The organism is Extensimonas vulgaris, assembly GCF_003337425.1.
Taxonomy (GTDB): domain Bacteria; phylum Pseudomonadota; class Gammaproteobacteria; order Burkholderiales; family Burkholderiaceae_C; genus Extensimonas; species Extensimonas vulgaris.
This window is the reverse complement of sequence record NZ_QPJU01000005.1, coordinates 145,538-171,383: the sequence shown is the minus strand read 5'-3', so window position 1 is coordinate 171,383 and position 25,846 is coordinate 145,538. Positions and strand designations below refer to the sequence as shown.

The 25,846-nt window shown below is 62.7% G+C and carries 24 protein-coding genes; 12 read left to right on the top strand and 12 right to left on the bottom strand.

Features of this window, described 5'->3' with window-relative positions; translation table 11 throughout:
- Positions 1–5: 5 nt before the first annotated feature.
- Positions 6–1,121, bottom strand: coding sequence for a bifunctional diaminohydroxyphosphoribosylaminopyrimidine deaminase/5-amino-6-(5-phosphoribosylamino)uracil reductase RibD (ribD, locus tag DFR45_RS09075; protein WP_114483379.1), 1,116 nt, complete (start codon positions 1,119–1,121; stop codon positions 6–8).
- 117 nt (positions 1,122–1,238) lie between these two features.
- On the opposite strand from ribD, the gene pilV reads away from it, so the two are divergent.
- From pilV to DFR45_RS09040, 7 genes are read left to right on the top strand one after another with little or no spacing between them, the layout of a single operon-like run.
- Positions 1,239–1,970 carry a type IV pilus modification protein PilV gene (gene pilV / locus DFR45_RS09070; protein ID WP_114483378.1) on the top strand — a complete coding sequence of 244 codons (732 nt, stop codon included), beginning with the start codon at positions 1,239–1,241 and terminating at the stop codon, positions 1,968–1,970.
- 35 nt (positions 1,971–2,005) lie between these two features.
- Complete coding sequence (locus DFR45_RS09065; RefSeq protein WP_114483377.1) at positions 2,006–3,040, top strand: PilW family protein; 1,035 nt, start codon at positions 2,006–2,008, stop codon at positions 3,038–3,040.
- Positions 3,021–3,698: a pilus assembly PilX family protein gene (locus DFR45_RS09060; protein WP_241659395.1), complete on the top strand. Its 678-nt coding sequence runs from the start codon at positions 3,021–3,023 to the stop codon at positions 3,696–3,698. The genes DFR45_RS09065 and DFR45_RS09060 overlap by 20 nt, the downstream gene beginning before the upstream one ends.
- A 7-nt stretch (positions 3,699–3,705) precedes the next feature.
- Positions 3,706–8,130 carry a pilus assembly protein gene (locus DFR45_RS09055; RefSeq protein WP_114483375.1) on the top strand — a complete coding sequence of 1,475 codons (4,425 nt, stop codon included), beginning with the start codon at positions 3,706–3,708 and terminating at the stop codon, positions 8,128–8,130.
- The gene (locus DFR45_RS09050; RefSeq protein ID WP_114483374.1) at positions 8,127–8,639 is read left to right on the top strand and encodes a type IV pilin protein; all 513 of its coding nucleotides are present in this window, start codon (positions 8,127–8,129) and stop codon (positions 8,637–8,639) included. The genes DFR45_RS09055 and DFR45_RS09050 overlap by 4 nt, the downstream gene beginning before the upstream one ends.
- Positions 8,636–9,211 carry a GspH/FimT family pseudopilin gene (locus DFR45_RS09045; RefSeq protein WP_241659396.1) on the top strand — a complete coding sequence of 192 codons (576 nt, stop codon included), beginning with the start codon at positions 8,636–8,638 and terminating at the stop codon, positions 9,209–9,211. The genes DFR45_RS09050 and DFR45_RS09045 overlap by 4 nt, the downstream gene beginning before the upstream one ends.
- Before the next feature lie 15 nt (positions 9,212–9,226).
- On the top strand, positions 9,227–9,865 hold the full coding sequence (locus DFR45_RS09040; RefSeq protein WP_114483372.1) for a riboflavin synthase: 639 nt from the start codon (positions 9,227–9,229) through the stop codon (positions 9,863–9,865).
- Positions 9,866–10,201: 336 nt separating this feature from the next.
- Here the strand turns inward: DFR45_RS09040 and DFR45_RS09035 are convergent, their stop codons facing one another.
- The 10 genes from DFR45_RS09035 to DFR45_RS08990 form a co-directional block, all read right to left on the bottom strand.
- Complete coding sequence (locus DFR45_RS09035) at positions 10,202–11,470, bottom strand: cystathionine gamma-synthase family protein (RefSeq protein ID WP_114483371.1); 1,269 nt, start codon at positions 11,468–11,470, stop codon at positions 10,202–10,204.
- A 10-nt stretch (positions 11,471–11,480) separates the two neighbouring features.
- Positions 11,481–11,882 carry a type II toxin-antitoxin system MqsA family antitoxin gene (locus DFR45_RS09030; RefSeq protein ID WP_114483370.1) on the bottom strand — a complete coding sequence of 134 codons (402 nt, stop codon included), beginning with the start codon at positions 11,880–11,882 and terminating at the stop codon, positions 11,481–11,483.
- Positions 11,883–11,884: 2 nt separating this feature from the next.
- A complete protein-coding gene (locus DFR45_RS09025; RefSeq protein WP_114483369.1) occupies positions 11,885–12,187 on the bottom strand; it encodes a type II toxin-antitoxin system MqsR family toxin in 303 nt (100 codons plus the stop codon).
- A 52-nt stretch (positions 12,188–12,239) separates the two neighbouring features.
- Complete coding sequence (sbcB, locus tag DFR45_RS09020; RefSeq protein ID WP_114483368.1) at positions 12,240–13,682, bottom strand: exodeoxyribonuclease I; 1,443 nt, start codon at positions 13,680–13,682, stop codon at positions 12,240–12,242.
- 102 nt (positions 13,683–13,784) lie between these two features.
- Positions 13,785–16,184: a bifunctional diguanylate cyclase/phosphodiesterase gene (locus tag DFR45_RS09015; RefSeq protein WP_241659397.1), complete on the bottom strand. Its 2,400-nt coding sequence runs from the start codon at positions 16,182–16,184 to the stop codon at positions 13,785–13,787.
- Positions 16,185–16,610: 426 nt separating this feature from the next.
- Positions 16,611–17,120, bottom strand: a complete 510-nt coding sequence (locus tag DFR45_RS09010; protein WP_241659398.1) for an RES family NAD+ phosphorylase — start codon at positions 17,118–17,120, stop codon at positions 16,611–16,613.
- Between the two features lie 31 nt (positions 17,121–17,151).
- A complete protein-coding gene (gene parS, locus DFR45_RS09005; protein WP_114483366.1) occupies positions 17,152–17,685 on the bottom strand; it encodes a type II RES/Xre toxin-antitoxin system antitoxin in 534 nt (177 codons plus the stop codon).
- A 64-nt stretch (positions 17,686–17,749) separates the two neighbouring features.
- On the bottom strand, positions 17,750–18,805 hold the full coding sequence (locus DFR45_RS09000; protein WP_114483365.1) for a 2-oxoacid:ferredoxin oxidoreductase subunit beta: 1,056 nt from the start codon (positions 18,803–18,805) through the stop codon (positions 17,750–17,752).
- A complete protein-coding gene (locus DFR45_RS08995) occupies positions 18,802–20,703 on the bottom strand; it encodes a 2-oxoacid:acceptor oxidoreductase subunit alpha (protein ID WP_114483364.1) in 1,902 nt (633 codons plus the stop codon). Before DFR45_RS08995 ends, DFR45_RS09000 begins: the two co-directional genes overlap by 4 nt.
- Positions 20,700–22,529 carry an FAD-dependent oxidoreductase gene (locus tag DFR45_RS08990; protein ID WP_114483363.1) on the bottom strand — a complete coding sequence of 610 codons (1,830 nt, stop codon included), beginning with the start codon at positions 22,527–22,529 and terminating at the stop codon, positions 20,700–20,702. Before DFR45_RS08990 ends, DFR45_RS08995 begins: the two co-directional genes overlap by 4 nt.
- A 386-nt stretch (positions 22,530–22,915) precedes the next feature.
- On the opposite strand from DFR45_RS08990, the gene DFR45_RS14520 reads away from it, so the two are divergent.
- Both DFR45_RS14520 and DFR45_RS08980 read left to right on the top strand, forming a co-directional pair.
- Entirely contained in the window at positions 22,916–23,137 is a 222-nt protein-coding gene (locus tag DFR45_RS14520) for a DUF2188 domain-containing protein (protein WP_114483362.1), read from the top strand.
- Positions 23,130–23,741, top strand: coding sequence for a histidine phosphatase family protein (locus DFR45_RS08980; RefSeq protein WP_244910963.1), 612 nt, complete (start codon positions 23,130–23,132; stop codon positions 23,739–23,741). The genes DFR45_RS14520 and DFR45_RS08980 overlap by 8 nt, the downstream gene beginning before the upstream one ends.
- Positions 23,742–23,777: 36 nt before the next feature.
- On the opposite strand, the gene DFR45_RS08975 is transcribed toward DFR45_RS08980, so the two are convergent.
- Complete coding sequence (locus DFR45_RS08975) at positions 23,778–24,260, bottom strand: type II secretion system protein N (protein ID WP_114483360.1); 483 nt, start codon at positions 24,258–24,260, stop codon at positions 23,778–23,780.
- 102 nt (positions 24,261–24,362) lie between these two features.
- On the opposite strand from DFR45_RS08975, the gene gspG reads away from it, so the two are divergent.
- Genes gspG through gspI form a run of 3 tightly spaced genes read left to right on the top strand, consistent with a single transcriptional unit; the run spans position 24,363 to position 25,749 of the window.
- A complete protein-coding gene (gspG, locus tag DFR45_RS08970) occupies positions 24,363–24,821 on the top strand; it encodes a type II secretion system major pseudopilin GspG (RefSeq protein WP_277752679.1) in 459 nt (152 codons plus the stop codon).
- Between the two features lie 44 nt (positions 24,822–24,865).
- Complete coding sequence (locus DFR45_RS08965) at positions 24,866–25,309, top strand: prepilin-type N-terminal cleavage/methylation domain-containing protein (RefSeq protein WP_241659400.1); 444 nt, start codon at positions 24,866–24,868, stop codon at positions 25,307–25,309.
- Complete coding sequence (gene gspI, locus DFR45_RS08960; protein ID WP_114483358.1) at positions 25,306–25,749, top strand: type II secretion system minor pseudopilin GspI; 444 nt, start codon at positions 25,306–25,308, stop codon at positions 25,747–25,749. The genes DFR45_RS08965 and gspI overlap by 4 nt, the downstream gene beginning before the upstream one ends.
- Positions 25,750–25,846: the final 97 nt, after the last annotated feature.

The window sequence follows — 25,846 nt, the reverse complement described above, 5'->3', positions numbered from 1 at the left end:
GGCCGCTAAAAACGGTCTCGCCCGCGAATGCGCGCCAAAACGCGAAGGTCTGGCCCGACTCGATCCTGCGCCTTAAATTCGAGCTCCTGCGCCTGCGCCAGGGCGGTCAGTTCACCCAGTTGTGCCATCCCGGCGCCTGCGCCTAGGAGCTTGGGCGCCAGATACACCAGCAACTCATCGACCAACCCGGCACGCAGCAAGGACCCGTTGAGCTTGTAGCCCGCCTCGACGTGCAGCTCATTCACCTCGGCACGCAGCGCAAGGTCCGTCAGCATGGCCGCCAAGTCCACCTTGCCGTGCGCATCGGGCAACGTGATGACCTGCACCCCACGCTCCTCCAGCGCCTGTTTTTTTGCATCATTTTGGCTCGCAGTGTAGATGTAGACACCACGATCAGCTATGAAAATCGATGCATCCAGCGGCACCTGCAAGGCGCTGTCCACCAGCACCAGCGCAGGCTGCCGCTCCGTGGGCACCTCGCGCACATCGAGCCGCGGATCGTCGGCCAGCACCGTCCCTATGCCCGTGAGCACGGCGCAAGCGCGCGCGCGCCAGGCATGGCCGTCGCGGCGCGCCTCGGGCGAAGTGATCCACTGACTCGCCCCATTGGGCAGCGCCGTGACGCCATCGAGCGATGCCGCCACCTTCATGCGCACCCAAGGCGTCTTGCGCACCATGCGGCTGAAAAACCCCAGGTTGAGCTCGCGCGCAGCTTCTGCACCAGGGCCGACCTCCACCTGCACGCCCGCAGCACGCAATCGCGCAAAGCCCTGCCCTGCCACACGCGGATTGGGATCCGTGATTGACGCCACCACTTTGGCAATGCCAGCCTCGGCCAAGGCATCGCAACACGGCCCCGTGCGCCCCTGGTGCGCGCACGGCTCCAGCGTGACGTAAGCCGTCGCCCCTCGCGTCGAATGCCCCTGCGCCAGGGCATCGCGCAGCGCCATGATCTCCGCGTGCGGCCCGCCGGCCCGCTGCGTGGAGCCGCGCCCAATCACGCACCCTGCAACATCCACCAGCACACATCCCACACGCGGGTTCGGAGACGTGCGCAGCAAGCCCTGCTGCGCCAGAGCGAGCGCCTCGAGCATCGGCGCCGGAATGAAAGACGTGTTCATGATTGCTGCGACTGTAACGGCTAGCCCCCGTCCAATCCCGCCGAGCGGTTGAATTCAAAGAATCAACGGCATCACCAAAGCGACAACAAGTTACTTCTTGGGCATACCATCAGTTTCATGAAAAAACTGCTTCTTCCGAAGAAGTCCAACCAGTGGGGCGCACCTTGGGGCCAATCTAACCTCGGCTTGACATCCCATGCGCGGCCGCCGCGGACTGCAACACCCTGCTCTTGCGCAAGGCATGGCAGGCCATCGGCTCGCGGCTTTACGCTGATAGAAGTGCTCGTTGCCATTGCCATACTCTCTTTTGGCATGCTCGGCATGGTCGGTATTCAAGCCTTTGCGCTGCAGGCAAACCGAGACGCCCGCATCCAGGCGCAGGCTGCAGTGTTTGCGCGTGAACTAGCCGAGATGATGCGCGGCAACAAAGCCATCGCCGTTCTGACTACGGCTTCCAGCAACCCTTATCTGGGCTCCTTTTCCAGCCCTCTGGCGCTCGCCACCCCAAACTATTGCCTGCGTGTAGCCAACGCAGCCACAGGCTGTACCAGCACCACAGACATAGCCAGCGCCGAGATGACAGACTGGCTGACCCGCGTCGATGCTGCCCTGCCCGGTGCACGGGTTGTCGTGTGTTATGACAGTGCCCCTTACGACAGCAATGGATTGCCGCAATGGGGTTGCACCAGCTCTGCCGGTGGCAACAACGACATCGCCGTCATCAAAATTGGCTGGACCCGCACCAACACCGATCGCAGCCAGACCGGAAGCAACGCATTATTGAGCGCCGCCGACACAGGCAGCAGACCATACATCATATTGCCCGTCACGAGCGGAAACAGCTTATGACTCCCTTGCGCGTTCCGCATCCCCATTTCGTCGAAATGCCAGCCCTTTCCCGCCGCCGCGCTGCCTCGCGTGAATATCAAAAAGGCTTCACCTTGGTTGAATTGATGGTGGCACTAGTGCTCAGCCTCTTGATCGTGCTAGCTGCAACCGCAGCGCTCCTCGTTGCACGCCAAGGTTTCACTGCCGTCGATGCCGCCTCCCAATTGCGTGACAACACCCGCTTTGCACAAGACATCATCCAGCGCGTTGGCGTCCAAACTGGCTTCAAAACCCTCGCGTACATCGCAAACCCGGCAGCTGTTAGCAACACGCAGGGTATACCGACCAACATCCCACCCAATGTTTATGGACTCAACAACGCGTCTCGAACCCCAAGTGATGCCTGGACAGCAGGCACCAGCAGAAGTTCGGGCAGTGTCGGCTACGGCAGTGACATCCTCGTATTACGCTTTCAGCCCAACGCCTCAGATACCGACGCCACAAAATCCGACGGCTCCATGATCGACTGCTCCGGCAATGCCCCCACCGCCGCACCCGCCAACATCGATGACCAATCTGTGAGCATCCTTCACGTCGGTGTGGATGCGGATGGAGAGCCATCACTGATGTGCTCGCGCTCGGACACGGGCAGTGCACCCTACGACACACAGCCCCTCGTGCGCGGCGTGGAAAATTTTCAAGTGCTCTACGGCGTGGACGGCATCGGCCCGGGCAACACCACCGTGCCAATTCCCGCCACAGCATCGGACACTATCCCGGAGCGCTACCTCAGAGCAGACCAACTCACCGTTGCCGGCAACCAGGCCGCCACGTATGCCAACTGGAAGAAAGTCCGCAGCATACGCATAGGCATGGTCGTCCGCGCGGCACCCAATACCGCCGTGGATAACAGCACGCACACCTATTATCCATTGGGGGAAACCAAAGACTCGAGTGGCGGCACCATAGGTTCCGCCTTTGCCAATGCCACCAGCGATCCGGGAACCATCTTTACCCCCGCTGCAGACGGAAGAATGCGCCAAGTAGTCACTTTCATAGTGCATCTGCGCAATGCCCAAGAAAATAATTGAATCGCCCCTTATGCCGGCCGCCACTCCTGAAAAACGAAAAAACCGACGCTTTGACCGGAAAAACCCCTCCGCATCGTCGCGCGGGGTGTCGCTGATCGTCGTCATGATCATATTGCTGATCGTCTCCATTTTAGGAGTGGCCGGCATTCAAATCTCCATGATGGCCGAACGCGGCACACGCAATGATCGCGACACCCAAATCGCATGGCAAGCCGCTGAAGCGGCACTCATCGACGCAGAGTTTGATATCGAAGGTCAACCCGCCACGTCCACCCATTTACGCAGCAGCGTTTTCAATAGTGGAAGCACCGATCTTTCAAAATTCATTGATTCTTGCGGGAATTCCGGTGACAGCATTGGGCTTTGTAATTTGAATGCTTCTGGCAAACCAGCATGGCTTACCGTGGACTTCACGGACACCAGCAGCAACGCCAGAACCACGGCCTTTGGAACTTACACCGACCGAACTTTCCCCGCGGGCAACAAAGGCATACAACCCGCACAAGCACCGCGTTACGTCATTGAACCCATACCAGACCCAGCCGTCGCAAGAACCCAAGGCCCTACTGGAATGAAATACGTGTACCGCGTCACCTCCATGGGATTCGGCCCACGAACCGATATTCAGGTCGCCCTCCAAATGATTTACCGCAATTGAGGACAGCATGGCCCATCAGCAAACATTCACCCAAGCCGGTGCGATCATTCACAAACTGAAAACTGCATTGCAGCATTGCCTGCCCCACACTCCAGCCACATGGCTGGCCTGGAGCCTTTTGCCTCTTGTGATTGCTGCCTCCTGGATGGCTATCGGGCAGGCCAGCCCACCGGCCATACCCGCCATTGCCCTGGCCACGGAGCCTTTGTATGCAGCAATCCCCATAGACAAACCAGCATTGGCACTGGCTCTGTCGGTGGAATTCCCCACTGTTGGCGCACAATATCCCGCGCCGACCGCCAATGCAACCACTGACTCAACCTACAGTAACGCCAACGAATACCTTGGCTACTACGATGCTGAAAGCTGCTACACCTATAATGACGCCCCCACAGAAACGCCAGCAACAGGCCTGAGCACATCAGACTACAAGCGTTTTGACCGTAGCGGTCCAGCCACCAATCGCATGTGTGCCGACGCCTTTAGCGGCAATTTTCTCAATTGGGCATCCAGCTCCGCCATCGACATGCTGCGCCTCGCGCTTTCGGGCGGGGACCGCTATATCGACACCGATTCACTCACCATTTTGCAGCGTGCGGTTTTACCCAATGGTGATCCGATTTGCATGTGGAACAGCACCAACTTTCCTGCGAAACAACTCCAAAAAAATGGCGACGGATCGCATCCTTACTGGGGTGCGGTGCCACAATCCATGCAAACCCAGGCGGGCAGTAACGATATTTGGGTTGCCAACACCTTAAACAAAATTTATTTTGGCACATCCAAAACGGGAGGGTGCGGCAATACAGGTGCATACACACTGGGTGCTGCAGCACCGACGAGCGCCATAGGCCCCATCACAAATAGCAGCGATAAAGGGCCCGGTGGCTCGGCCTGCGCCGACGAAAACGGATATTGCTCTTTTACCGGGGTAAAAGAAGTATGGTATGGCGCCAAAACAGGAGGGGACAATTACTGGAAAGTCGCCCCCGCCTATAATGGCGTATCGTGCAGCAACAGCGTATTTGGAGACCCAATTCCTGGCATCAAAAAGTCTTGCTATCTCAAGGACTATACTGGTTCATGGCAACCTCCAACGGCTGGCGGCGCACTAAATTCTGACGGTTTTTTCTATGCCCGCGTGCAAGTCTGCAACACCACTTCAGGCACCCTCCAGGACGTCCGCGACTACGGCCTGTGCCGACAATACCCTCATGGCAATTACAAACCCACCGGCGTGATCCAAAAATACAGCGATCAAATGCGCCTTGCGGCCTTTGGTTATTTGATGGACCAAACGGCGAGTTACAACAATGGGCGCTATGGTGGGGTCTTGCGCGTGCCAATGAAATACGTAGGCCAAAAAACTTATAACGCTACAGGTCAGGACAATACACCCACAGGGGGCAACACGAAAGCCGAATGGAACCCGAACACCGGTGTTTTTTACCCCAATCCTGATAGCGACACTAGCGTTACTCCAAATATTAGCGGAGTCATCAATTATTTGAACAAATTTGGTCGCACCGGGCCCACCCCGGGCGTCTACAAGAAATATGATCCCGTAGGAGAGCTTCATTACGAGGTTCTGCGTTATTTGCAAGGGCTTCAACCTAGTCCAGCTGCCATTTCCGGCATGACGGATGCCATGAAAGATGGCTTCCCCGTATTCACTACCTGGAACGATCCTTACGGCGATGGTAGAAGCAACACTGCCGATTATTCCTGCGTCAAAAGCAACATCATCGTGATTGGCGACATCCACACCCATGATGGCAACCGCCTTCCCACAGCCGATGCTGCAAACAATATCCCGGATATAAACTATTGGCGCGGCATCGTTCAGGCATTTGAGAAAAATATCACCAGCACCACCTACGTCGATGGTCAGGGGACTACCCGTAACGTCGCAAATCCCAACCCACCGAACACCAGCGTCCCGGCAGGTACCGACACCAGCCAAATCATGGGCTCAGCTTACTGGGGCCACACCCACGACATCCGTGGCACGGGCTGGACGAGTGGCGTCGACAAACAACGACCAGGCTTGCGTATCAAGACCTTCCTATTCGACGTCAATGAATATGGAGCAGAAAACGACGCCAATCATCGACGCTATCAAAATCAATTCTTTATGGCCGCAAAATATGGCGGCTTTGAATCAGATCCTTCCAATCCGCAATCCAGACCATACAATACATGGGGAAATCCATTCAAAAGAAACGATGGCACCAACGATAATGATGTGTGGCAAAAACAATCCGCCCCCGGCGAAGCATCTACATATTATTTACAGCAAAACGCGCGAAGTGTATTGAGCGCCTTTGATGAAATTTTCAGTCGTGCCGCCACGGCATCACGCACCATTGCGGGCGGCTCGGTAAGCTCGGCTCAGGTCAGTCCATCCAACAGTACGACGATGTATTCGGCCAAATTTGATACCAGCAACTGGAGCGGTGACGTCGTGGCAGAGCCCATCACCGCAGCCAGCGGCACGCTTTCCATCAGCGGCAGCACTTGGAGTGCTGCGAGCCAACTGGATAACATGACCTCGCCCGCAGCTAACCGCAATATCTTCGTTGGCAACTCCGGTGCCACTGCAAGCCCCACAGCCACTACCTTCACTTGGGATGCCATTGAAACCGGTTTAAAAAATAGCTTGAACAAAACGGACCCTAGTGCCACGGCAGACTCATTGGGGCAAGACCGTCTGAATTATTTACGTGGCGACCGGAGCAAGGAAGGCAATCCATTTCGCGTGCGCAGTTCCTTGCTGGGGGATATTGTAAATTCCAATGTGGTTTATTCCGGGGCCCCATCATCGGCATATTCTGGCACCGCATACACCGTATTCAAGTCCACCCACGCAACACGCACTCCCGCTGTCTTCGTGGGCGCCAACGACGGCATGCTGCATGCTTTTAATGCCAATACCGGTTCTGAATTATTTGCATACATTCCTAGTTGGATGGGACCGAAATTATCGGCTCTGACCAACCCTACCTACGCCAACAACCACCAGAATTACGTCGACGGCCGCATTGCGGTAGCAGAGGCCCAAACAGCATCTACAGGTGCGGCAACCGATTGGAAAACCGTTCTCATCGCTGGCACGGGTGGCGGTGGCCCGGGGGTATTTGCCCTAGACGTCACGGAGCCCTCTTCATTCAGCGCTTCCAATGTGATGTGGGAATTCACACGCGCCGACGATACAGATCTAGGTCAAGTCGTAGGCCAGCCGCAGATTCTCAAATTCAAGACAAGTGGAAACAGCACAACGCCGTCGTACCGGTGGTTTGCCGTGTTTGGCAGTGGTGTAAACAATTATGTACCCGATGCTGATGGACGCTTCAGCAGCACTGGCAGCCCTGCGCTATATTTGTTGGCATTGGACAAGGCCGCTGGCACTGCCTGGACGCTGGGTACTAATTATTTCAAAATTTCTCTGCCCTTGAATACATCATTGAGCGCCACCAATGCGACAGGGTTAGTTAACTTTTCTCCCCTGTATGGCACATCTGGAGAGGTAACGAATATATACATGGGCGACCTTCATGGTAATTTATGGAAGCTCAATTTTGGCAACCTGACCCCATCCGACTGGACTTTTGGCAAACTTTCCGCCTTTAATAAAGGCACCCTTGCCAGCCCAGCGCCCTACCCTTTATACATCGCCAAAGACGGCAGCGGAAATATTCAACCCATCTCAGCACCCCCTTTATTAATCACGGGTCCGCTTGTTGGTGGTGTAGAATCATTTTATGTGTTATTTGGCACGGGGAAATATTTAGAGTCCTCTGATAATACCTCCCCCCTGACCAATAGCGTTTATGCCATATACGATAACGGAGCAACTTCCGCCGATTCTTCGCCAGTCGGACCCAGCGCCATCAGTGGCCGTGGCCGCCTACAACCTGGAACCGTAAATACAAGCACCAAGACGATTACCGTAGCAGCCTTCAAATGGGGCCGCGCAATTTCAGATACTGATACTACACAACGATCCGGCTGGTATTTTGACATGCCGAACACAGGAGAAAAACTGATCAGTGCGATGGACGACCTTGGTTCATTACAAGCAGTATTTAATACTATCATTCCTGGAGCAGCCGGTGGCGCTGCAGGCTCATGCACCAATACCGCTGGCAGTGGCAATCAATATGTTGTAAACATTTCTAACGGTGCCGGGACTTTTGTTCCATCGACGGTTGGCATGCTAAATCCAGCTTTTTTTCTCGTCAACACCGCTGAAACCACAGTTTCCATAAGCGACAGCACGGGGCGACGAACGAGAACGACGATTCACCGCGGCATCAGCTCCGGGCAATCTGGCGTGAGTACATCAGCCCCTGCGGCAACAACCACGGAAACCATAGGGCGCCTGAGCTGGCGACAAATCTATAACTATCAAGACCTGAAAAACGCACCATGAGCAATATTACTCACCGCGGTTTTACACTGATCGAACTGATGATTGTCGTGGCTGTGGTTGCGATACTGGCTGCCATTGCATACCCATCGTACAGAGATTCGGTACTCAAAGGTCGACGCGCCGAAGGGAGGGCAGCGCTCGCCGAGTTGCTACAACAGGAAGAGCGTTATATGACGCAAAACAACTGTTATTTGGCCTTCACCACCAACAGCTCTGGGGTTGCTACGGCAACGGCACCTTCTCCCTCCTCGGCGTGTGGCGGCGTCACGGCTTCGAGCGTTCCTTTCAAAACATTTTCTGGAAATAATGTTTCAGATGCAAATTACTTATTATCTGCGACGACTTGTCCAGCCAGCTCAGGAACTTTGTCCATTGCAGACTGCGTAAAAGTAATTGCAACCCCCACAAAACCGGATCCCACGGTTGGCAATCTCGAAATGACCAGCACCGGCAGCAAAACATGCACCGGCACTGCATCATCCTCTAATCCCAAATTATGCTGGCCATGAAACCATCCCGCGCCGCCGCTGTCGGATTCACCTTGATAGAACTGATGGTAACCATTTCTATAGTAGCTATAATGCTTGTCGTTGCAGCTCCAAGTTTTCAAAATTTCATTAGAAATTCAGAATTAACCTCTCTGGCAAACAAATTACTTGCAGCAATTAATGCGGCACGAAGTGAAGCAATGAAGTATGGACAAAACGCTTTTGTAATTCCCGCTAACGGTGGAAACGATTGGTCTCAAGGATGGGTTGTTTTTGTTGACAGCAACAGAAACAATTCATACGACGAGACTACTGACGTCACCATTCAAAAACAGGGCGCGCTTCCGAGTTATTTTAGCGTTACTGGCACGGGGAATGCCAATCTTTCGAATTCATATATTATGTTCGGCAGTTCCGGATTTGCTAAAAGTTACGGCGCGGCTCCCGGCGTTCCCAATTTGACACTCAAAATATCGCGCACTGACGTATCGAGCGCAAATGAACAAAGATACATTGTCGTTGCAAGAACAGGCCGCGCGAGAGTGTGCAATCCGTCCCTAGACACTACCTGCACTGCTACGGCAACTCAGTAACTGCCACAATCCCCCATGTTCACAGGCATCATCACCGGCCTAGGCCGCATCACCTCCGTGCAAGCGCTGGGCGACTCGCCCACCCATGGCAAGCGCCTGACCATCGCAACCCCGGCGCACTACCTCGACGACGTGGGTCTGGGCGACAGCATCGCGCTCAATGGCGCCTGCATGACCGTGACCGCGCTGGACGCGCCGCAGCAGCAGTTCAGCGTCGATGTCTCGGCCGAATCACTCACCAAGACCACGGGGCTCGACGCCCCGGGCCCCGTGAACCTCGAAAAAGCCCTGCGCGCCAACGACCGGCTCGGCGGCCACTTGGTTTCGGGCCATGTCGATGGCATCGGGCAGGTGCGCCACTTTGCGCCCGTGGGCGAAAGCTGGGAGCTGCGCATCCTGGCGCCGCAGGAGCTCGCGCGCTTTCTGGCCTACAAGGGCTCGATTGCGGTCAACGGCGTGAGCCTGACGGTGAACCGCATCGCCGACCTGCCTGCGGGCTGCGAAGTCAGTATCAACCTGATCCCGCACACGGTGCAAAACACGGCCTTGCAATATCTGCAGGCCGGTGCGCGCGTGAACCTCGAGGTGGATTTGATCGCGCGCTACTGCGAGCGGATGCTGAGCCTGACAACGCAAGCGCCGCGTGCCTCGTAGGCACCTTGGTCGCCAGCGTTTGCGCATCGAGTAGGCGCTTGGCACGTTTTCGAATGCGCGCGTGGTGATATCGTTTAACCCAGATTGTTCATTAGGACGCGGGACGATGGCGAGGCGGCTGGCGCGGCAGTTTGGTCGCTGGTGAGGAGTTCATGGTGGTGCCACGAACGACGAAGCTGCGGCCAAAATGACCGGCAGCCGTCCGCCAGTGCCCACGTAGGCGCGAAGCGCCGCCGAATGGACAATCTGGGTTAAATAGTAAAGTAAGCTTGCTGCAGAACTGCGGCGACGCGCCGCAAGTCCGCCACCGCGAGGAAAAAGATCGCAAACAGGTTCTCAACCGCCCTGCAGCGCCTGCGCGAAATCGGCGCGCAGGTCTTCGAGCTCTTCAAGGCCGACGGAGACGCGGATCATGCCGTCCGCAATGCCCATGGCCGCACGCACTTGCGCGCCGGCCTCCCAGAAGATGGTGTGCGCCACGGGGATGATGAGCGTGCGTGTGTCGCCCAGGCCTGTCGCCTTGATGGGCAGGCGCAGGCGGTTGCACAGCGGCAGGCACTGCGCGGCGTCGCGCAACTCGAACGAGAGCAGCCACGCGCCGGCCTTGAAATGCCGCTGCGCGCGCGCATGCTGCGGATGCGAGGGCAGCCCCGGGTAGTGCACGCGCGCGATGGCCGGGTGCTGCTGTAGCCACTGCGCGAGCGCGAGCGCTGTCGCGCTGCTGCGCTCCATGCGCAGCGCGAGCGTCTCGGCGCCGAGCGCGATCTGGTGCGCAGCGTAGGCCGACAGTGCCGCGCCCATGTCGCGCAAGCCCTTTTTGCGCACCTGCTGCAGGCCCCAACCCTTGGGGTTACCTTTGCGATACGCGGCAAAGATGTTGGGGTAGCGGCTCCAGTCGAACAACCCCGTGTCTATGACCGCACCACCCAGCGCGTCGCCCTGCCCTGCTATGCTTTTAGATAGCGAATGGATGACCAGCCCGGCACCCACGCTCGCGGGCCGAAACAGGTAGGGCGAGGCCACTGTGTTGTCCACCACGTAGAGCAGCCCGCGCTCAGCGCACAACGCGCCTATGCCTTCGAGGTCGGGGATTTGCGTGCCGGGGTTGGCGATGGTTTCGACGAACACCATGCGCGTATTGGGGCGCAGCGCGGCGGCCACCTGGGCGGCGTCGCGCACATCGACCACGCTCACTTCCACGCCCAGATCGGCGAGCGTGCCGAGCACGCTGTTGGTGTTGCCAAACACGAACTGGCTCGCCACGAGGTGGTCGCCCGCCTTGAGCAGCGTGAGAAACACCGCGCAAATCGCCGCCATGCCCGTGGCAAAGCTCACGCAGCCCTGCCCTTGCTCCATTTGCGTGAGCATGGATTCGAGCGCCGCCGTGGTCGGCGTGCCTTGGCGCGCATAGTTGAAGCCGCCTGCCACCGTGCCCTGGAACACGGCGATCAGATCTTCCACGCGCTCGAAGCCATACTGCACCGAGGTGTGCAGCGGCTGGTGGATCGCCCCATGCTCGGCGCCGCCCCAGCGGTCGGCGTGCACGATGCGGGTGGTGAAATGGGGCGTGGGAGCTGGGGTGGGGGCCGGAATGGGATGACTCATGAAAGCTTTGTCAGGAGGCTCTGACTTCGCTGAGCAACTCAGGATGTCGATCGAGCAATTTGAGCAGTTTAACAAGCGACAGTGGCGGCTTTGTTCTACCATTTTCGTAGCGCGAAAAGGCATTCACGCCACCGCCGAAAAGTTCCGCAGCCTGCCGCTGGTCGAGGTCGAGCTTGCGGCGCACCTTGGCGATGTAGTCGGGATCAATGTAGGCGGCATTCACCTGGCGTTGAAACAGACCCAGCAATTCGCTGTAGCGATCGCCGTGCTCGCGATCCAACACGACCTCACCGCAAGCGGGGCAGAAATCGCCTGTCACCGCCGGAATCGTGGTGGTTTCGCCCTTGTAGGTGTAGGGCATGTCGCGCGTGTCGTAAATCAGTTCCGCCGCGCCGCAGCATGGACATTTCATGGTCATAGCTCCTTGAAAGACACGATCAACACATCGTCGATGACCGTCAGCTTCAGGTACACCCCATCGCCGTTTGCCGTAGTGGCGTGGTACACGTCTTGCCATACCGTGTGATCGGCATGGGTTGTCATGCTCTTATAGAAGTCCGCAGGCGTAAGTGCCAACACAATGGCGCACATCCCAGCCAGATCGTTGATGCCAAGCTCACGTGCTCCCTGGTAGGCACTGGCCGTCGCCTTGACCTTGCCAGCCTCGACCAGGACTTTGACGATGGACAATTTGCAGTGCGGGGTACCTTTCTCCATGTTCGATTTTAACCTTTTTGATTAATTTACCAACTAGGTTAACGACGGAGTTTCACTGCTCCGGCACGATCTGCTCGGCCCAATCGTACAAAGCGCCAAGGATCTCCTCGCCGCGTGCGTCGGCGGTTTCCGAGAGGGTGTCGATCGCGCTGAAGAACTGCTCCACGGTGCGCGCGCCGCCTGCGCCGTGGAGCAGGCGCGCAGCGCGGTGCGCGTCCCAGCGCTGCACCTCGGCGGGCGTGAGCGTTTCGGGGAAGTTGCGCGCGCGGTAGCGCCACACGAGCTCGGGCAGGCGCGGGTCGTCGAAGCGTGGGTGCGCGGCGGCCAGTTGCGCGCCGTTCATGTGGCGCAGCTGCTCCAGGCGGCGCCGGTCGGCCGTGCCCACGAAGCCGCCGTACAAGTCCTGCTCCACGTCGGGCGCGGGCTCTGCAGGGCGCGCGAACACTTCGGGCCAGATCGCGCTCATGTCGGGCAGCGCGCGTGCATGCTGCGCGTGCGCCAGCGCTTGCGCCAGGTCTATGCCCCAGCGCTCGGCGAGCTCGGGCCGCAGGGTTTTGAGCTTGCCGACCACCATGGGCGATTTGTTCAGGTGCACGGTCTTGATCGGCAGGCGCGCGACGCCTTCTGGCAGTGCATCGGCGCGGGTAAAGAGGCGCGTGCGGATCGCCTCGGCGTTCAGGTCGGCCAATTCGCGCGGGTCGTGCGCCAAGTCCCAGGCGATCAGCTCGTTCTTGTTCGCGGGGTGGCTCGCCAGCGGCCACATGACGGCCAGGCAGCCGCGCTCGGCCGGGAACATGCCCGAGACGTGCAAAAAGGGCCGCGCCGTGGCCGGGCCGAGCGGCAGGCCCAGTTCGGCCAGCACGCGCTCTTTTTTGTGCAGGCCCAGGCAGAAGTCGAACAGGCGCGGCTGGCGCGCACGCACGAGGCGCGCGAGCGCGATCGTCGCGCGCACGTCCGAGAGCGCATCGTGCGCGGCCTCGTGCGCGAGGCCGTTGGCCTGCGTGAGGTGTTCAAGCCGAAAGCTCGGCTGTCCGTCCGCATTGCGCGGCCACACTATGCCCTCGGGGCGCAGCGCGTAGGCCATGCGCACCACATCGAGCAAGTCCCAGCGCCCGCACTGGTTCTGCCACTCGCGCGCATAGGGGTCGATGAGGTTGCGCCAGAACAAAAAACGCGTGACTTCGTCGTCGAAGCGGATGCTGTTGTAGCCCACGCCTATGGTGCCGGGCTGCGCGAGCTCGCCCTCGATGCGCGCGGCAAACTGGTACTCGCGCAGACCGCGCTCCTGGCACTGCTGCGGCGTGATGCTGGTGATCAGGCAGGCCTGCGGATCGGGCAGGTAGTCGTTCGTGGGCTGGCAATACCACATCAGCGGCGCGCCGATTTCGTTGAGCTCGGCGTCGGTGCGCAGCGCCGCGAACTGCGCGGGCCGGTCGCGCCGCGGGTCGGTGCCAAAGGTTTCGTAGTCGTGCCAGAGGAAGCTGTGGGGAGACATGCGAGAGAGCTCGTGCAAAGCTGCGCCAGCGGGCGCACAAAAATCAGACATTTTTGCCACTTTACGCAGTATCCACGTGCATAAGCAGCTATTCTTTCAATATCACAAGTCGATCAGAGCCTGGCCGCTCGCCTGGCGCGCCAGCAAGGCTTCGAACTCGGCCTGCGGTAGCGGGCGCGCGAGCAGATAGCCCTGCGCCATGTCGCAGCCCAGCGTGCGCAAAGCCGCGAGTTGCGCGGGCGTCTCCACGCCTTCGGCAATGGTTTGCAGGCCCAGGCCCGCAGCCACGTCGATGATGGCGCGCACCACGGCAAGACCGCGCGGCGCTTCGATGTGGCTCACGAAGGAATGATCGATCTTGAGGCAGTGCACCTGCAGGCGCTGCAGGTAGCTGAACGAGGAATAGCCGGTGCCAAAGTCGTCCAGGGACAGCTGCACCCCCGCGGCCGCCAGCTGCTGCACCGTGGCAATGGCTTTTTCGGGCTCCTGCATGGCGATGCTTTCGGTAAGTTCGAGCTCCAGCGCCTGCGCGGGCACGCCGATGCGCGCCAGGGCCTGCTGCACCACGGCGAGCAAGTCGGGCTGGCGGAACTGCATGAGCGAGAGGTTGACTGCCAGCGTCAGCTCCGCGTGGCCCGCGTCGCGCCAGCGGCGCAATTGCGCGAGCGCCGTGTCGAGCACCCATTGCCCGATCGCAATGATCTGCCCGCTGGCCTCGGCCACGGGGATGAACTCGGCCGGGCTCACCCGGCCCAGCTCGGGGTGCGTCCAGCGCAGCAGCGCCTCGGCCCCCACGAGGCGCCCGTCCTGCAGGCGCCACTGCGGCTGAAAGTGCAGCGAAAGCTGCCCTTGCGCAATCGCCGTGCGCAAGGCATTTTCGATGCGCAGCACGTGCGCCGAGGCGGTCTGCATTTCGGGCGAGAAAAAGCAGTAGTGGTCGCGCCCCAGCGCCTTGGCCTTGTCCATGGCAGCCTCGGCACGCTGCATCAGCGTTTGCATGTCCTGCCCGTCTTCGGGGTACATGGCAATGCCGATCGACGAGGTGACCACGAGCGCCTGCCCTGCAATCTGGCTGGACTTGCGCAACTCGGCCAGCAGCGCTTCGGCCCGTTGCGCGGCCTCCTGCGCATTCGTCAGCGGCAGCGCCACAAAAAACTCATCTCCGCCGTAGCGCGCCACGGTGTCTTCGGGCCGCATCTGCGCCTGCAGGCGCCGCGCGATGTCGATCAGCAGGGCGTCGCCCGCATCAGTGCCGAGCGAATCGTTCACGGTCTTGAAACGATCGAGGTCCACGTGCAGCAGGGCCAGGTGCGCATGGCTGCGTTGCGACAGGGCCAGCGCCTGAATGAGGCGCGACGCAAACATCTTGCGATTGGGCAGGCCCGTGAGCACGTCGAAATTCGCCAGATGCCGGATGCGCTCTTCATTGCGCCGGCGCTCTTCCAGCGCCTGCACGCGCGCCGTGATGTCGCGCGAGAGCAGCACGAAGCGCGGCTCCTCCCAGTCATCCGTCTGCACCCGCGCCACCGAAAGCTCGAACCAGTGTTCGCCGTCGGCCAGCTGAAGCGTGAACTGGTGTCCCTCGCTGCGGCCACGGGCGTGCGCCTCGTCCAAGGCGGCATGCACTGCCGCTGCGGCCGGCGGCGGTAGCACGTCGTCCACCTTGCGCCCCAGTATTTCGCTGACGGGCACAGCCAGCAATTCCTCACGCTGCCGCGGGGCGCGCAGATAGCGTCCGTCGCGGGTGAGCTCGAACAGCAGGTCTGGGATGGCGTCGAGCACGGTCTGCAATTTTTGCTCCGACTGCGCGAGCGCCCGGTATGGCGCCTCTATGGTGCCCTGAAAAATCGCACGGTACAGATACAAATAGCCCAGCACCTTGTAAACATGGCCCAGCAGATTGAACTGGTCGGAGGCGCTCACGTAGCGCGTGAAAAACACCTCGCCCAGGGCCATGATGCCCACGGCCGCGAAGAGCGCGGGCGCGTCGAAGGCCGTGGGCCCGCGCATGCGCCACAGCAGCACGCCCAGCGTGAGCAGGTGCAGCGCCACGACGCCGTATTCGGCCGCGATCTTGAAGTGCGTGAGCCCCGCCGGCGGCACGTACACCAGGGGCAAGGTGTCGGGGAAAAATATCACCAGCACGTACACCAAGGCCACGCCTGCAAGCACCAGGGCCAGCGAACCCCAGCGCTGCGCTTTGGGCATGGCCCCAGGCTGCAGCGCGCGCCAGGGAATGAGCACGGCCGCCAGCAACAAAAAAGCCGCCAAGAAGCGCGCCGGCAGCCAGAACCAGATCCCTTTGGCCACCGAATTGGGCGTGACGAAGTCCGGCATGCCCTGATATGAAAGCGTATGCCCCGCATCCAGCAGCGCCACGCCCAGAAACCCGCACGCGAGCAGCAGCACATTGCGCTGAATGTTCATGCGGCAGGCATTCCAGCCCACCGCGAACACCAGCGCAGCGATCACGATGGCCATGCCTTCGAGCACCTCATGCATTACCAGATGCCATGGCAAATGCTTCAAGGTCGGTGAGGAAAATTGCCACAGTGCCGCCAACCACAGCAGTGCCATTGCCGCCAGCACCCCAAGCGCCCGGCGCATGCCCTGACGATGTTGGCGGTGGAGTTTGCAAGAAATGGACATGGTTCTCGGGTGGCGGCAAGCCGCATCATGTGGGCGACGCATCTTACTGACAAATTTGCGTGCAAGTCTCGCCCCTCATGGATCATTGGCTAGGAGCCTGTCGAGCTTTGGGCGTCGAAAGCGAGAATGCGCCCCAGCGAGGCCAGTTTTTGCCGGATTCGCCGCCTCATAGCGGGACTATGGGGCAAGAAGACGGTAAAAAATGGGCCGCTGCGGCGCATTCGCAGCCGACGATTCCTAAGTCCGACAGGCTCCTAGCATCGCGTGCACCCGCAAGGCTCAGCGCCGCACGCGCGGATCGTACTGCCAGCGCCGCAGCTTGCGCGCACGCAGCGCGCCGGCCTGCGGGTGCAGCGGGTTGATGAGCAGGTTGCTTTCTTCAGGCACGATGGCCGACGGCACCTGTGCGAGCACGCTCGTGCCCGCGTGCGCCCAGGCGCTGCCCCAGGCCAGGCTCACGCGCCCTGCGGGTATGGCGTCCCAGCCCACCATTTGCGCGGCGTCGAACACCGTGCGCGCGGCCCAGAGCGCGGGCGGGATGTCTATGCGCACCAGATAGCGGTTGAGCGGCAGGGGCAGCCCGCCCGCGAGGTGCACCACCGTCTCCAAGCACGCGAGCGCGCACGAGCTGCTCGCATACACCATGGGTGTGCCGCGCTCGTTCCAGCGCCCACCGCTGCGCTCGGCGCCCTGCCCGCTCAGGTCGTCGGCCGTGTAGTGCGGCGTGTCGGTGGCGATGCGCCAGACGCTCACTGCGCTATCGACGGCTGCCGTGTTTGCTTCTGTCACTATGATTTACGTAGCTGCAAGCGCACGCCTATCAAGCGTAAGCGCCCGATTGGATCTGCAAGAGCAAAGTGCTCACCGCCTCGCGGCCATCGGCCGTGTCGAGCAAGTCCTGCGGCGCCATGCCGCCCAGCGCCGCGACCGGCTCGGCCATCCAGCGCGCGAACCAGCGCGCCGCGTCGAAATCTGCCGCACCTTCGCCCGAATCTCCGCCAGCACTTTCACGTACCATGGCATCGACCTGGCCGATCAGGCGCTCCAGGCCGATGAGCCTTTCGCCCTCGGGCTGCGAGAGCGTGCCGCGCTGGGCGATCTTGCGCTCCACCGTGGAGCGCGCAAGCCCCAGCACGCGCATGAGCTGCTCGCGCGGCAGGCCCATGGCCTGGCTCACGGCGACCAGCTCGCGCGCCGGCACGCCCTGCTTGACGCGCTGCGCACGCTCCACCGGCGACAGCCGATAGGTCTGCGCCCCCAGCGCACGCGGCGGCAGCAAGTAGCTCGCCGTGCGGTCTTGCGCCACCGCTGCCGGTGCAGCCGGCACCTGGGCATCAACGAAATTCGCTGCCATGGCGAGCTCCTTGAAGTCTTTATCGAGACTTTATGCTATCTCAATAAAGACGAAAAGGCAAATTTCAACGAAACCGCTGGTTCAGCTTTTCCAGCGCTGCGGCGCCGGGACACAGATCGGCCTTGCCCAGGCTGTTGAGCGGGCGGAGGCTCGTGTGCTGGGCGGCGTGCAGGTCGTCCGCGCCGGCTTCGACGTAGAGCAGGCCGGTCACGAGCTCGCCCTCGGCGGCGCGCTCGTGCAGGTAGCTCATGGCGGCGACGCGGTCAGTCGGGTCGTAGTCGGTGTGCAGCTTGCGCAGGCGCAGGATGCTGCCGTCGTGCTGCGGCACATCGACGACCTCGCCCGGCGCGATGCTTGCCGTGATCGGGTCGCGCGGTGTGATGAAGTCGATGCGGTTCACGACCTCGTTGTGCTCGCGCACCCAGTCGTAGCTGCGCGTGGAGCCGGCGTGGTTGTTGAAGGTCACGCAGGGGCTGATGATGTCGATGAAGGCCGCGCCGCCGTGCTCCATCGCGGCCTTGATGAGCGGCACCATTTGCGCCTTGTCGCCCGAGAAGCTGCGCGCGACGAAGCTCGCACCCAGCTGCATCGCCAGCCCCACCAAATCCACCGGGCTGTCGGCGTTCACCACGCCTTTTTTGCTCTTGCTGCCCTTGTCCGCCGTGGCCGAGAACTGGCCTTTGGTGAGGCCATAGACGCCGTTGTTTTCAACGATATAGACCATGTTGACGTTGCGCCGCATGGCATGCGCGAACTGCCCCAGGCCGATCGAGGCCGAGTCGCCGTCGCCCGACACGCCCAGATACAGCAGGTCGCGGTTGGCCAGGTTGGCACCCGTGAGCACGCTGGGCATGCGCCCGTGCACGGTGTTGAAGCCGTGGCTCGCGCCCAGGAAGTAGTCGGGCGTCTTGGACGAGCAGCCTATGCCCGAGAGCTTGGCCACGCGGTGCGGCTCGATGTTCATCTCCCAGCAGGCTTCGATGATGGCCGCCGAGATCGAGTCGTGGCCGCAGCCCGCGCACAGCGTGGAGACTTTGCCCTCGTAGTCGCGCCGCGTGTAGCCGACCTTGTTGCGCGCGAGCGCGGGATGGTGCAGCGGGGGTTTGGCGATGTAGGTCATGGCGTGCTCTCCGGCACGGCGGCTTGGCCGGCAGGTTTGGCGGTCACGGATGCAATGGCTTGCGGCGCAGCGGCAACTCCGCGCGGCGCATTTGCGGCGAGATTTGCAGCGAGCTTGGTGATGGCTTGCGTGATGAAGCGCGCGGTGATCGGCGTGCCGTCGTAGTGCAGCACCGAGCGCAGGCGCGCCGGGTCGATCTCGAGCTCGTTGACGAGCAGCGAGCGCATCTGCGCGTCGCGGTTTTGCTCGACCACGAAGACCTGGTCGTGCGCGGCGATGAAGTCGCGCACGCTCGTGGGGAACGGGAACGCGCGCAGGCGCAGCGCATCGACGTGGATGCCTGCAGCCGCGAGCGCGTCGAGCGCCTCGGCCATGGCGCAGCTCGTGGAACCGAAATAAATCGCCCCCAGCCGCGTGGGCGCGGCTGCGGGTTGCAGCACGGGCTGCGGCACCAGCGTCGCCGCGGTGGCGAACTTGCGCTGCAGACGCTCCATGTTGTAGAGGTAGTCGGGCCCGCGTTCGGAATAGCGTGCGTAAGGGTCGCGCGTGGTGCCGCGCGTGAAGTAGCTGCCGAGCTTGGGGTGCGTGCCGGGTAGCGTGCGCCAGGGGATGCCGTCACCATCGACGTCCTTGTAGCGGGCGAATTCGCGCTGCTCCAGGTCTTGCGCGCTCATGACCTTGCCGCGGTCGTAGTCGCGGCGGTCGTCCCAAGCGAGCGGCGCGCACAGGCGCTGGTTCATGCCGATGTCGAGGTCGCTCATCACGAACACCGGGGTTTGCAGGCGGTCGGCCAGGTCGAGCGCGGTGGCCGCGAATTCGAAGCACTCGCGCGGGTCTTCGGGCAGCAGCAGCACGTGCTTGGTGTCGCCGTGCGAGGCGTAGGCGCAGGCCAGCAGGTCGGCCTGCTGCGTGCGCGTGGGCATGCCGGTGGAGGGGCCGCCGCGCTGCACGTTGATGAGCGTCGCGGGAATCTCGGCAAAGTAGGCCAGGCCGAGGAATTCGGTCATGAGCGAAATGCCCGGCCCCGAGGTAGCCGTGAACGCGCGCGCACCGTTCCAGCCGGCACCGACGACCATGCCGATCGAGGCGAGCTCGTCCTCGGCCTGCACGATGGCGTAGTTGTGGCGCCCTTCGGCGTCGATGCGGAACTTGGCGCAATACTGCATGAAGGCTTCGGCCACCGAGGTCGAGGGCGTGATCGGGTACCACGCGCACACCGTGGCACCGCCATAGACCGCGCCCAGCCCCGCGGCCGTGTTGCCGTCGATGAAGATGCGCTGGCCCACGCGGTCGGCGCGCTGCACGCGGATGGGCAACGGATGCGCGAGGTGCTCGCGCGCAAAGTCGCGCCCCAAGTGCAGCGCCTGCACGTTCGAGGCGAGCAGCTTTTCCTTGCCCTTGTATTGCTCTCCGAGCAGCGTCTCGATGGCCGCGGCGTCCATGTCCAGCAGCACCGAGAGCGCGCCCAGATAGACGATGTTCTTGAACAGCTGGCGCTGGCGCGGGTCGGCAAACACGGCGTTGCAGATCTCGGTCAGCGGCATGCCGATGACGGTGATGTCTGCGCGCAGCTCTTCGGGCGCACGCGGGCGCGTGCTGTCGTAAAACAGGTAGCCGCCGGGCTCGATCTCGGCCAGGTCGGCGGCCCAGGTCTGCGGGTTCAGCGCCACCATCATGTCGGTGCCGCCGCGCCGGCCCAGGTAGCCCTGCTCGCTCACGCGCACCTCGTACCAGGTCGGCAGGCCCTGGATGTTGCTCGGGAAGATGTTGCGCGGGCTCACGGGCACGCCCATGCGCAGGATGGCCTTGGCAAACAGCTCGTTCGCGCTGGCCGAGCCCGAGCCGTTCACGTTGGCAAACTTGATGACAAAGTCGTTGATGGCTTCAATCGGCTTCATACGCCCGTCCTTTCTGCGCTCATAGCTATGTCTTTGAAAGCATCGCCGGCCTTGGCGGTGAGCAGCAGGAACTTCTGCATGTCCCACGCACCGGTCGGGCAGCGCTCGGCGCACAGGCCGCAGTGCAGGCACACGTCCTCGTCCTTGACGAGCACGCGGCCGGTCTTGAGCGGGGGCGAGACGAACAGCGGCTCCTCGGGGTGCAGCGAGGGCGCGTTCAGGCGCTGGCGCAGCTCGGCCTCCTCGCCGTTGGTGGTGAAGGTGATGCAATCAGTGGGGCAGATGTCCACGCAGCTGTCGCATTCGATGCACAGATTGGGCGTGAACACGGTCTGCACGTCGCAGTTCAGGCAGCGGTGCGCCTCCTTCGCGGCAGTGGCCGGGTCAAAGCCCAATTCCACCTCGACGGCGATGCTCGCGAGCGCTTTTTCGGCCTGCGCCCAAGGCACCTTGTAGCGCGGGTCGGTGCTCGGGTCGTTGTCGTAGCTCCACTCGTGGATGCCCATTTTTTGCGACACCAGGTTGACATGCGGCGGCGGGCGTTGCGCCACGTCCTGCCCGCGCAGGAACAGATCGATCGACACGGCGGCCTCGTGCCCGTGCGCCACCGCGGTGATGATGTTTTTGGGGCCGTAGGCCGCGTCGCCGCCGAAGAACACCTGCGGCAAACTCGACTGGAAGGTGCCCTTGCCCAGCTCGGGCAGGCCCCAGCGGTCGAACGCGATGCCAACGTCGCGCTCTATCCACGGAAAGGCGTTTTCCTGGCCGACTGCGATCAGCACCTCGTCGCAGGCAAAGAACGCCTCGGGCTCGCCCGTGGGCACGAGCTGGCGCCGGCCCTGCGCGTCGTACTCGGCGCGCACGACTTCAAAGCGCATGCCGGTGAGCTTGCCGCCCTCGTGCACGAACGCCTTGGGCACGTGCATGTTGATGATGGGGATGCCCTCGTGCTGCGCGTCCTCTTTCTCCCACGGGGAGGCTTTCATCTCGTCGTAGCCCGAGCGCACGATGACCTTCACGTCCTCGCCGCCCAGGCGCCGCGCCGAGCGGCAGCAGTCCATGGCCGTGTTGCCGCCGCCGAGCACGATCACGCGCCTGGCGACCGATGTCACGTGCCCAAAGGACACCGAGGCCAGCCAGTCGATGCCGATGTGGATGTGCGCGGCCGCCTCCTTGCGCCCCGGCAGGTCGAGGTCGCGCCCGCGCGGCGCGCCGCTGCCGACGAAGATGGCGTCGTAGCCCTGGCCAAGCAGCGCGCGCATGGAATCGATGCGCGTGCCGGGGCGGAATTGGGCGCCGAGGGCGAAGACGTAGCCCGTCTCCTCGTCGATCACGTGCTCGGGCAGGCGAAAGCGCGGAATCTGCTGGTGCATGAAGCCGCCCGCGCGCGCCTCGGCATCGAACACCGTGACCTCGTAGCCCAGCGGCGCAAGATCGCGCGCCACCGTGAGCGAGGCTGGCCCCGCGCCCACACAGGCCACGCGCTTGCCGTTGGGCGGCAGCGGGCGCGGCATGCGCGCGCGCACGTCGGACTTGAAGTCCGCGGCCACGCGCTTCAAGCGGCAGATGGCCACGGGCTCGGGCTTGGGCAGGTTGTGGTCTTCGACGCGGCCACGCCGGCACGCGGGCTCGCACGGGCGGTCGCAAGTGCGCCCGAGAATGCCGGGAAAGACGTTGGACACCCAGTTGACCATGTACGCATCGTCGTAGCGGCGCTGCGCGATCAGGCGGATGTATTCGGGAACGGGCGTGTGCGCGGGACACGCCCACTGACAATCGACGACCTGATGGAAATAGGCCGGGTCTTGCGTGTTGGTCGGCTGCAAGCTTTGTCTCCTTGATGGCGCTGCAATGGCCGCCAGCGCTCTTGTCATTGGTCTTGGCAGGCGGCGCCGCACAGTGTACGCCGTTCATCAACGCACCATGATGGTGCCGACCGAGGGAAAACCCGGGATCGATGCGCGCTGCGGCGTTTTCGATGCGCTGCTGGGCGATGAAAATAACCTGGCACTGTGCAGACCGGTGCATAGCGCCGCATGGACAATCGGGGATCATGCCCTGGAACACCGAGCACTACCCCGTTGCCATGCGGCACCTGAGCACGCCTGCACGCCGCAAGGCCATAGGAGCCTGTCGGACTTTGGGCGTCGATAACGAGAATGCGCCCCAGCGAAGCCAGTTTTTGCCGGATTCGCAACCCCATAGTGGTGCTATGGGGCAAGAAGCCGGTAAAAAATGGGCCGCTGCGGCGCATTCGCAGCCGACGATTCCAAAGTCCGACAGGATCCTAAAGATTGCCAACGCCCTGCTCGCCGAAGGGATGGAGGAAGGCCGCGCGATCCGCATCGCGATCGCCAAAGCCAAGGAATGGGCTGCGCACCATGGTTTGCCGGTGCACGACGATGAGGCAGGGGATGGCCCCCGCGGTGCCTGAAAACGCCCGACCAAGCGCGACGAACGGTGCGCAGTTGTGGCTCGTGCGGCACGCGCAGCCGCTCATCGCGCCGGGGCTTTGCTACGGGCGCCTGGACGTGGCGGCCGAGCCCGCAGCGACGCGCGCGTGTGCGCAGCGCCTCGCGCAGGCGCTGCCGCAGCGCCTGCACGTGGCCTATTCACCGCTCCTGCGATGTGAGCTGCTCGCGCAGTATCTGCAAGCGTTGCGGCCCGATTTGACCTATGAGCCCGAGGCGCGCCTGCGCGAGTTCGACTTCGGCCAGTGGGAAGGCCGCGCATGGAGCGACATCGGCCAGGCGGCGCTGGAGCGCTGGGTGCAGGACTTTGCCGCGCACCGCCCCGGCGGCGGCGAATCCTTGGCCGAGATGCTCGCGCGCGTCGCACACGCGCTGCAGCAGGCGCGCGAACGGGCACGCACGACGGGGCAGCCGCAGCTGTGGATCATGCACGCAGGCGTGGCGCGCTGCGTGGCCTGGCTGCAAGCGCTTGGAAACGCACAAAACGCCGTGCGCCTGCCCCAGGCCCATGAGTGGCCGCGGCAGGCGCCGCAGTGGGGCGAATGGCAGCGGATCGACCTGCTATGAGCCCAGAAACGGCACGCAAAACGCGCAGAGCGCGCCTCAAGGCTTGCGCGGCAATTCGAGCGTGAGCGTGGGCGGGCCGCCGGGCGGGCCCAGGCGTGCCTCGCGCGGGCCGAGCGCGAGCAGCACCAGGCCCGGCTCGACCTGCGCGCCCACGCGGTACGGTTTGGGCGGTTTGCCATCGACCGCGAGCAGCGCCGCGCCACCGCCGCTTTGCTGCCCCGCAAGTACGCCCACGAGCTTGAAGCGGCTTGCGAGCGAGGCTTGCGGCGCCGCAGCAGCCACAGGCGCGGCACCGGCGCCGAACAGGCGCGCGATTGCCTGCACGTCGGGCGCAGCAGGGGCCGTGGCCACGGCGGGCAGCGCTGAATCCTGGGGCCGGCCCGCAAGGCGCAGGCCCCAATAGGCCACGCTTGCTGCCGCGAGCGCCCACAGCACGAGCGTGGCCAGGCGCACGCCCCAAGCCGCCCCGCCAGAGGGCACCGAGGCGCCGCGCGCCGCAAAGGATGGTAAGCGCAACATGCGCGGATTATCATGCACGCGCCCGGGCCTTTGGCTTCATTCCCCGGTGCTCCCTTCCCCTGGCTTTCGCCTCTTTTGTCATCGCTTCGCAGAGTTCTTGCCGTGCCTTTTCCTACCCCTCATTCCCGCCCCCAAGCCACGTGCCGCCAGCGTCTGCAGCGCGGCTTCACGCTGATCGAGCTCATGGTGGTGCTGGTCATCATCGGCGTGCTGGCCGCGCTGATCGTGCCCAACGTGCTCAGCCGCACCGATGACGCGCGTGCCACCGCGGCGCGCACCGACATCGCCAACCTCGTGCAGGCGCTCAAGCTCTACCGCCTCGACAACCAGCGCTACCCCACGGCCGAGCAAGGCTTGCAGGCGCTGGTCAGCAAGCCCACCACGGGCCCGGTGCCGGGCAACTGGCGCCCCTACATCGACAAGCTGCCCAACGACCCCTGGGGCCGGCCCTACCAGTACCTGAACCCGGGCATCAAGGGCGAGATCGACGTCATGTCCTTCGGCGCGGACGGCCAGAGCGGCGGTGAAGGCAAGGATGCCGACATCGGAAGCTGGCAGTAAAAGGCTATCGTTAACGTAGCATTTAGCGCTTATCCATTGTGCCTTTGCGGCATTTTTCATTCAAAACCCAAGGCGGCTTCACGCTGCTCGAGCTGCTCGTCGTGATCGCGATCATGGCGCTCGCGACGGCGGGCGTGAGCCTGTCTTTGCGCGACAGCGGCCAGGCGCAGCTCGAGCGCGAAGCCGAACGGCTCGCGGCGCTGCTCGAAGCCGGGCGAGCGCAGTCGCGCGCGAGCGGCGTGCCCGTGCGCTGGCGCGTGCTCGCGCAGGGCGGCTTTCGCTTCGAGGGCCTGCCGCAGGGCAGCAGCCTGCCGCAGCAATGGCTGGACGCGCGCACCACGGTGCTGGGCGCGGACAGCCTGCTGCTGGGCCCCGAGCCGCTGATCGCGCCGCAGCAAGTCGTGCTCGCGCGCGCCGACCTCGCCGGCCCCGCGCTGCGCGTGGCCACGGACGGGCTGCACCCGTTCCACGTCGAGCCGCTGCCATGAGCCCGCAGGTGTCATCGTCACGCCGCCCGCGCCGCAGCGGCAATGGTTTGCGCCACTCCCAGCCAAGCATTCATCTCAGCCCGCAGCGCAGCGCCGGCTTCACGCTGGTCGAAGTGCTCGTGGCGCTCGCCATCGTGGCCACAGCGTTGCTCGCGGGCGTGCAGGCGACGAACGCGCTCACGCGCCATGCGCAGCGCGAGGCCGACGTACTGCTTGCGCAGCTGTGCGCCGAGAACGAGCTCGTCAAGGTGCGCTTGGCGCGCCAGATGCCCGACGTGGGCGACAGCACCCAGGCCTGCGCGCAGGCCGGGCGCGAGCTCGCCGTGGCCGTGCACGTGCGCCCGACGCCGAACCCGAGCTTTCGGCGCGTGGAGGCGCAGGTGTTCGACGAGGGCGCGCGCCCCATCCTGCGCCTTGCGACCATCGTCGGGCGCTATTGAACGAGCCCCACCGCGCCGCCATGAACGCCTTGCGCTGCATCGCATTTCCCCCATTCCCGCGCCCTGCATTGCGCAAAGCCCAGGCGCGCGGCGTGCT

What these genes read in the sequence shown, in the direction of transcription:
- ribD (WP_114483379.1), bottom strand. Translation starts at nt 1,121, where the DNA reads ATGAACACGTCTTTCATTCCGGCGCCGATGCTCGAGGCGCTCGCTCTG.
- pilV (WP_114483378.1), top strand. Translation starts at nt 1,239, where the DNA reads ATGAAAAAACTGCTTCTTCCGAAGAAGTCCAACCAGTGGGGCGCACCT.
- DFR45_RS09065 (WP_114483377.1), top strand. Translation starts at nt 2,006, where the DNA reads ATGCCAGCCCTTTCCCGCCGCCGCGCTGCCTCGCGTGAATATCAAAAA.
- DFR45_RS09060 (WP_241659395.1), top strand. Translation starts at nt 3,021, where the DNA reads ATGCCCAAGAAAATAATTGAATCGCCCCTTATGCCGGCCGCCACTCCT.
- DFR45_RS09055 (WP_114483375.1), top strand. Translation starts at nt 3,706, where the DNA reads ATGGCCCATCAGCAAACATTCACCCAAGCCGGTGCGATCATTCACAAA.
- DFR45_RS09050 (WP_114483374.1), top strand. Translation starts at nt 8,127, where the DNA reads ATGAGCAATATTACTCACCGCGGTTTTACACTGATCGAACTGATGATT.
- DFR45_RS09045 (WP_241659396.1), top strand. Translation starts at nt 8,636, where the DNA reads ATGAAACCATCCCGCGCCGCCGCTGTCGGATTCACCTTGATAGAACTG.
- DFR45_RS09040 (WP_114483372.1), top strand. Translation starts at nt 9,227, where the DNA reads ATGTTCACAGGCATCATCACCGGCCTAGGCCGCATCACCTCCGTGCAA.
- DFR45_RS09035 (WP_114483371.1), bottom strand. Translation starts at nt 11,470, where the DNA reads ATGAGTCATCCCATTCCGGCCCCCACCCCAGCTCCCACGCCCCATTTC.
- DFR45_RS09030 (WP_114483370.1), bottom strand. Translation starts at nt 11,882, where the DNA reads ATGAAATGTCCATGCTGCGGCGCGGCGGAACTGATTTACGACACGCGC.
- DFR45_RS09025 (WP_114483369.1), bottom strand. Translation starts at nt 12,187, where the DNA reads ATGGAGAAAGGTACCCCGCACTGCAAATTGTCCATCGTCAAAGTCCTG.
- sbcB (WP_114483368.1), bottom strand. Translation starts at nt 13,682, where the DNA reads ATGTCTCCCCACAGCTTCCTCTGGCACGACTACGAAACCTTTGGCACC.
- DFR45_RS09015 (WP_241659397.1), bottom strand. Translation starts at nt 16,184, where the DNA reads ATGCATGAGGTGCTCGAAGGCATGGCCATCGTGATCGCTGCGCTGGTG.
- parS (WP_114483366.1), bottom strand. Translation starts at nt 17,685, where the DNA reads ATGGCAGCGAATTTCGTTGATGCCCAGGTGCCGGCTGCACCGGCAGCG.
- DFR45_RS09000 (WP_114483365.1), bottom strand. Translation starts at nt 18,805, where the DNA reads ATGACCTACATCGCCAAACCCCCGCTGCACCATCCCGCGCTCGCGCGC.
- DFR45_RS08995 (WP_114483364.1), bottom strand. Translation starts at nt 20,703, where the DNA reads ATGAAGCCGATTGAAGCCATCAACGACTTTGTCATCAAGTTTGCCAAC.
- DFR45_RS14520 (WP_114483362.1), top strand. Translation starts at nt 22,916, where the DNA reads ATGGGGCAAGAAGCCGGTAAAAAATGGGCCGCTGCGGCGCATTCGCAG.
- DFR45_RS08975 (WP_114483360.1), bottom strand. Translation starts at nt 24,260, where the DNA reads ATGTTGCGCTTACCATCCTTTGCGGCGCGCGGCGCCTCGGTGCCCTCT.
- gspI (WP_114483358.1), top strand. Translation starts at nt 25,306, where the DNA reads ATGAGCCCGCAGGTGTCATCGTCACGCCGCCCGCGCCGCAGCGGCAAT.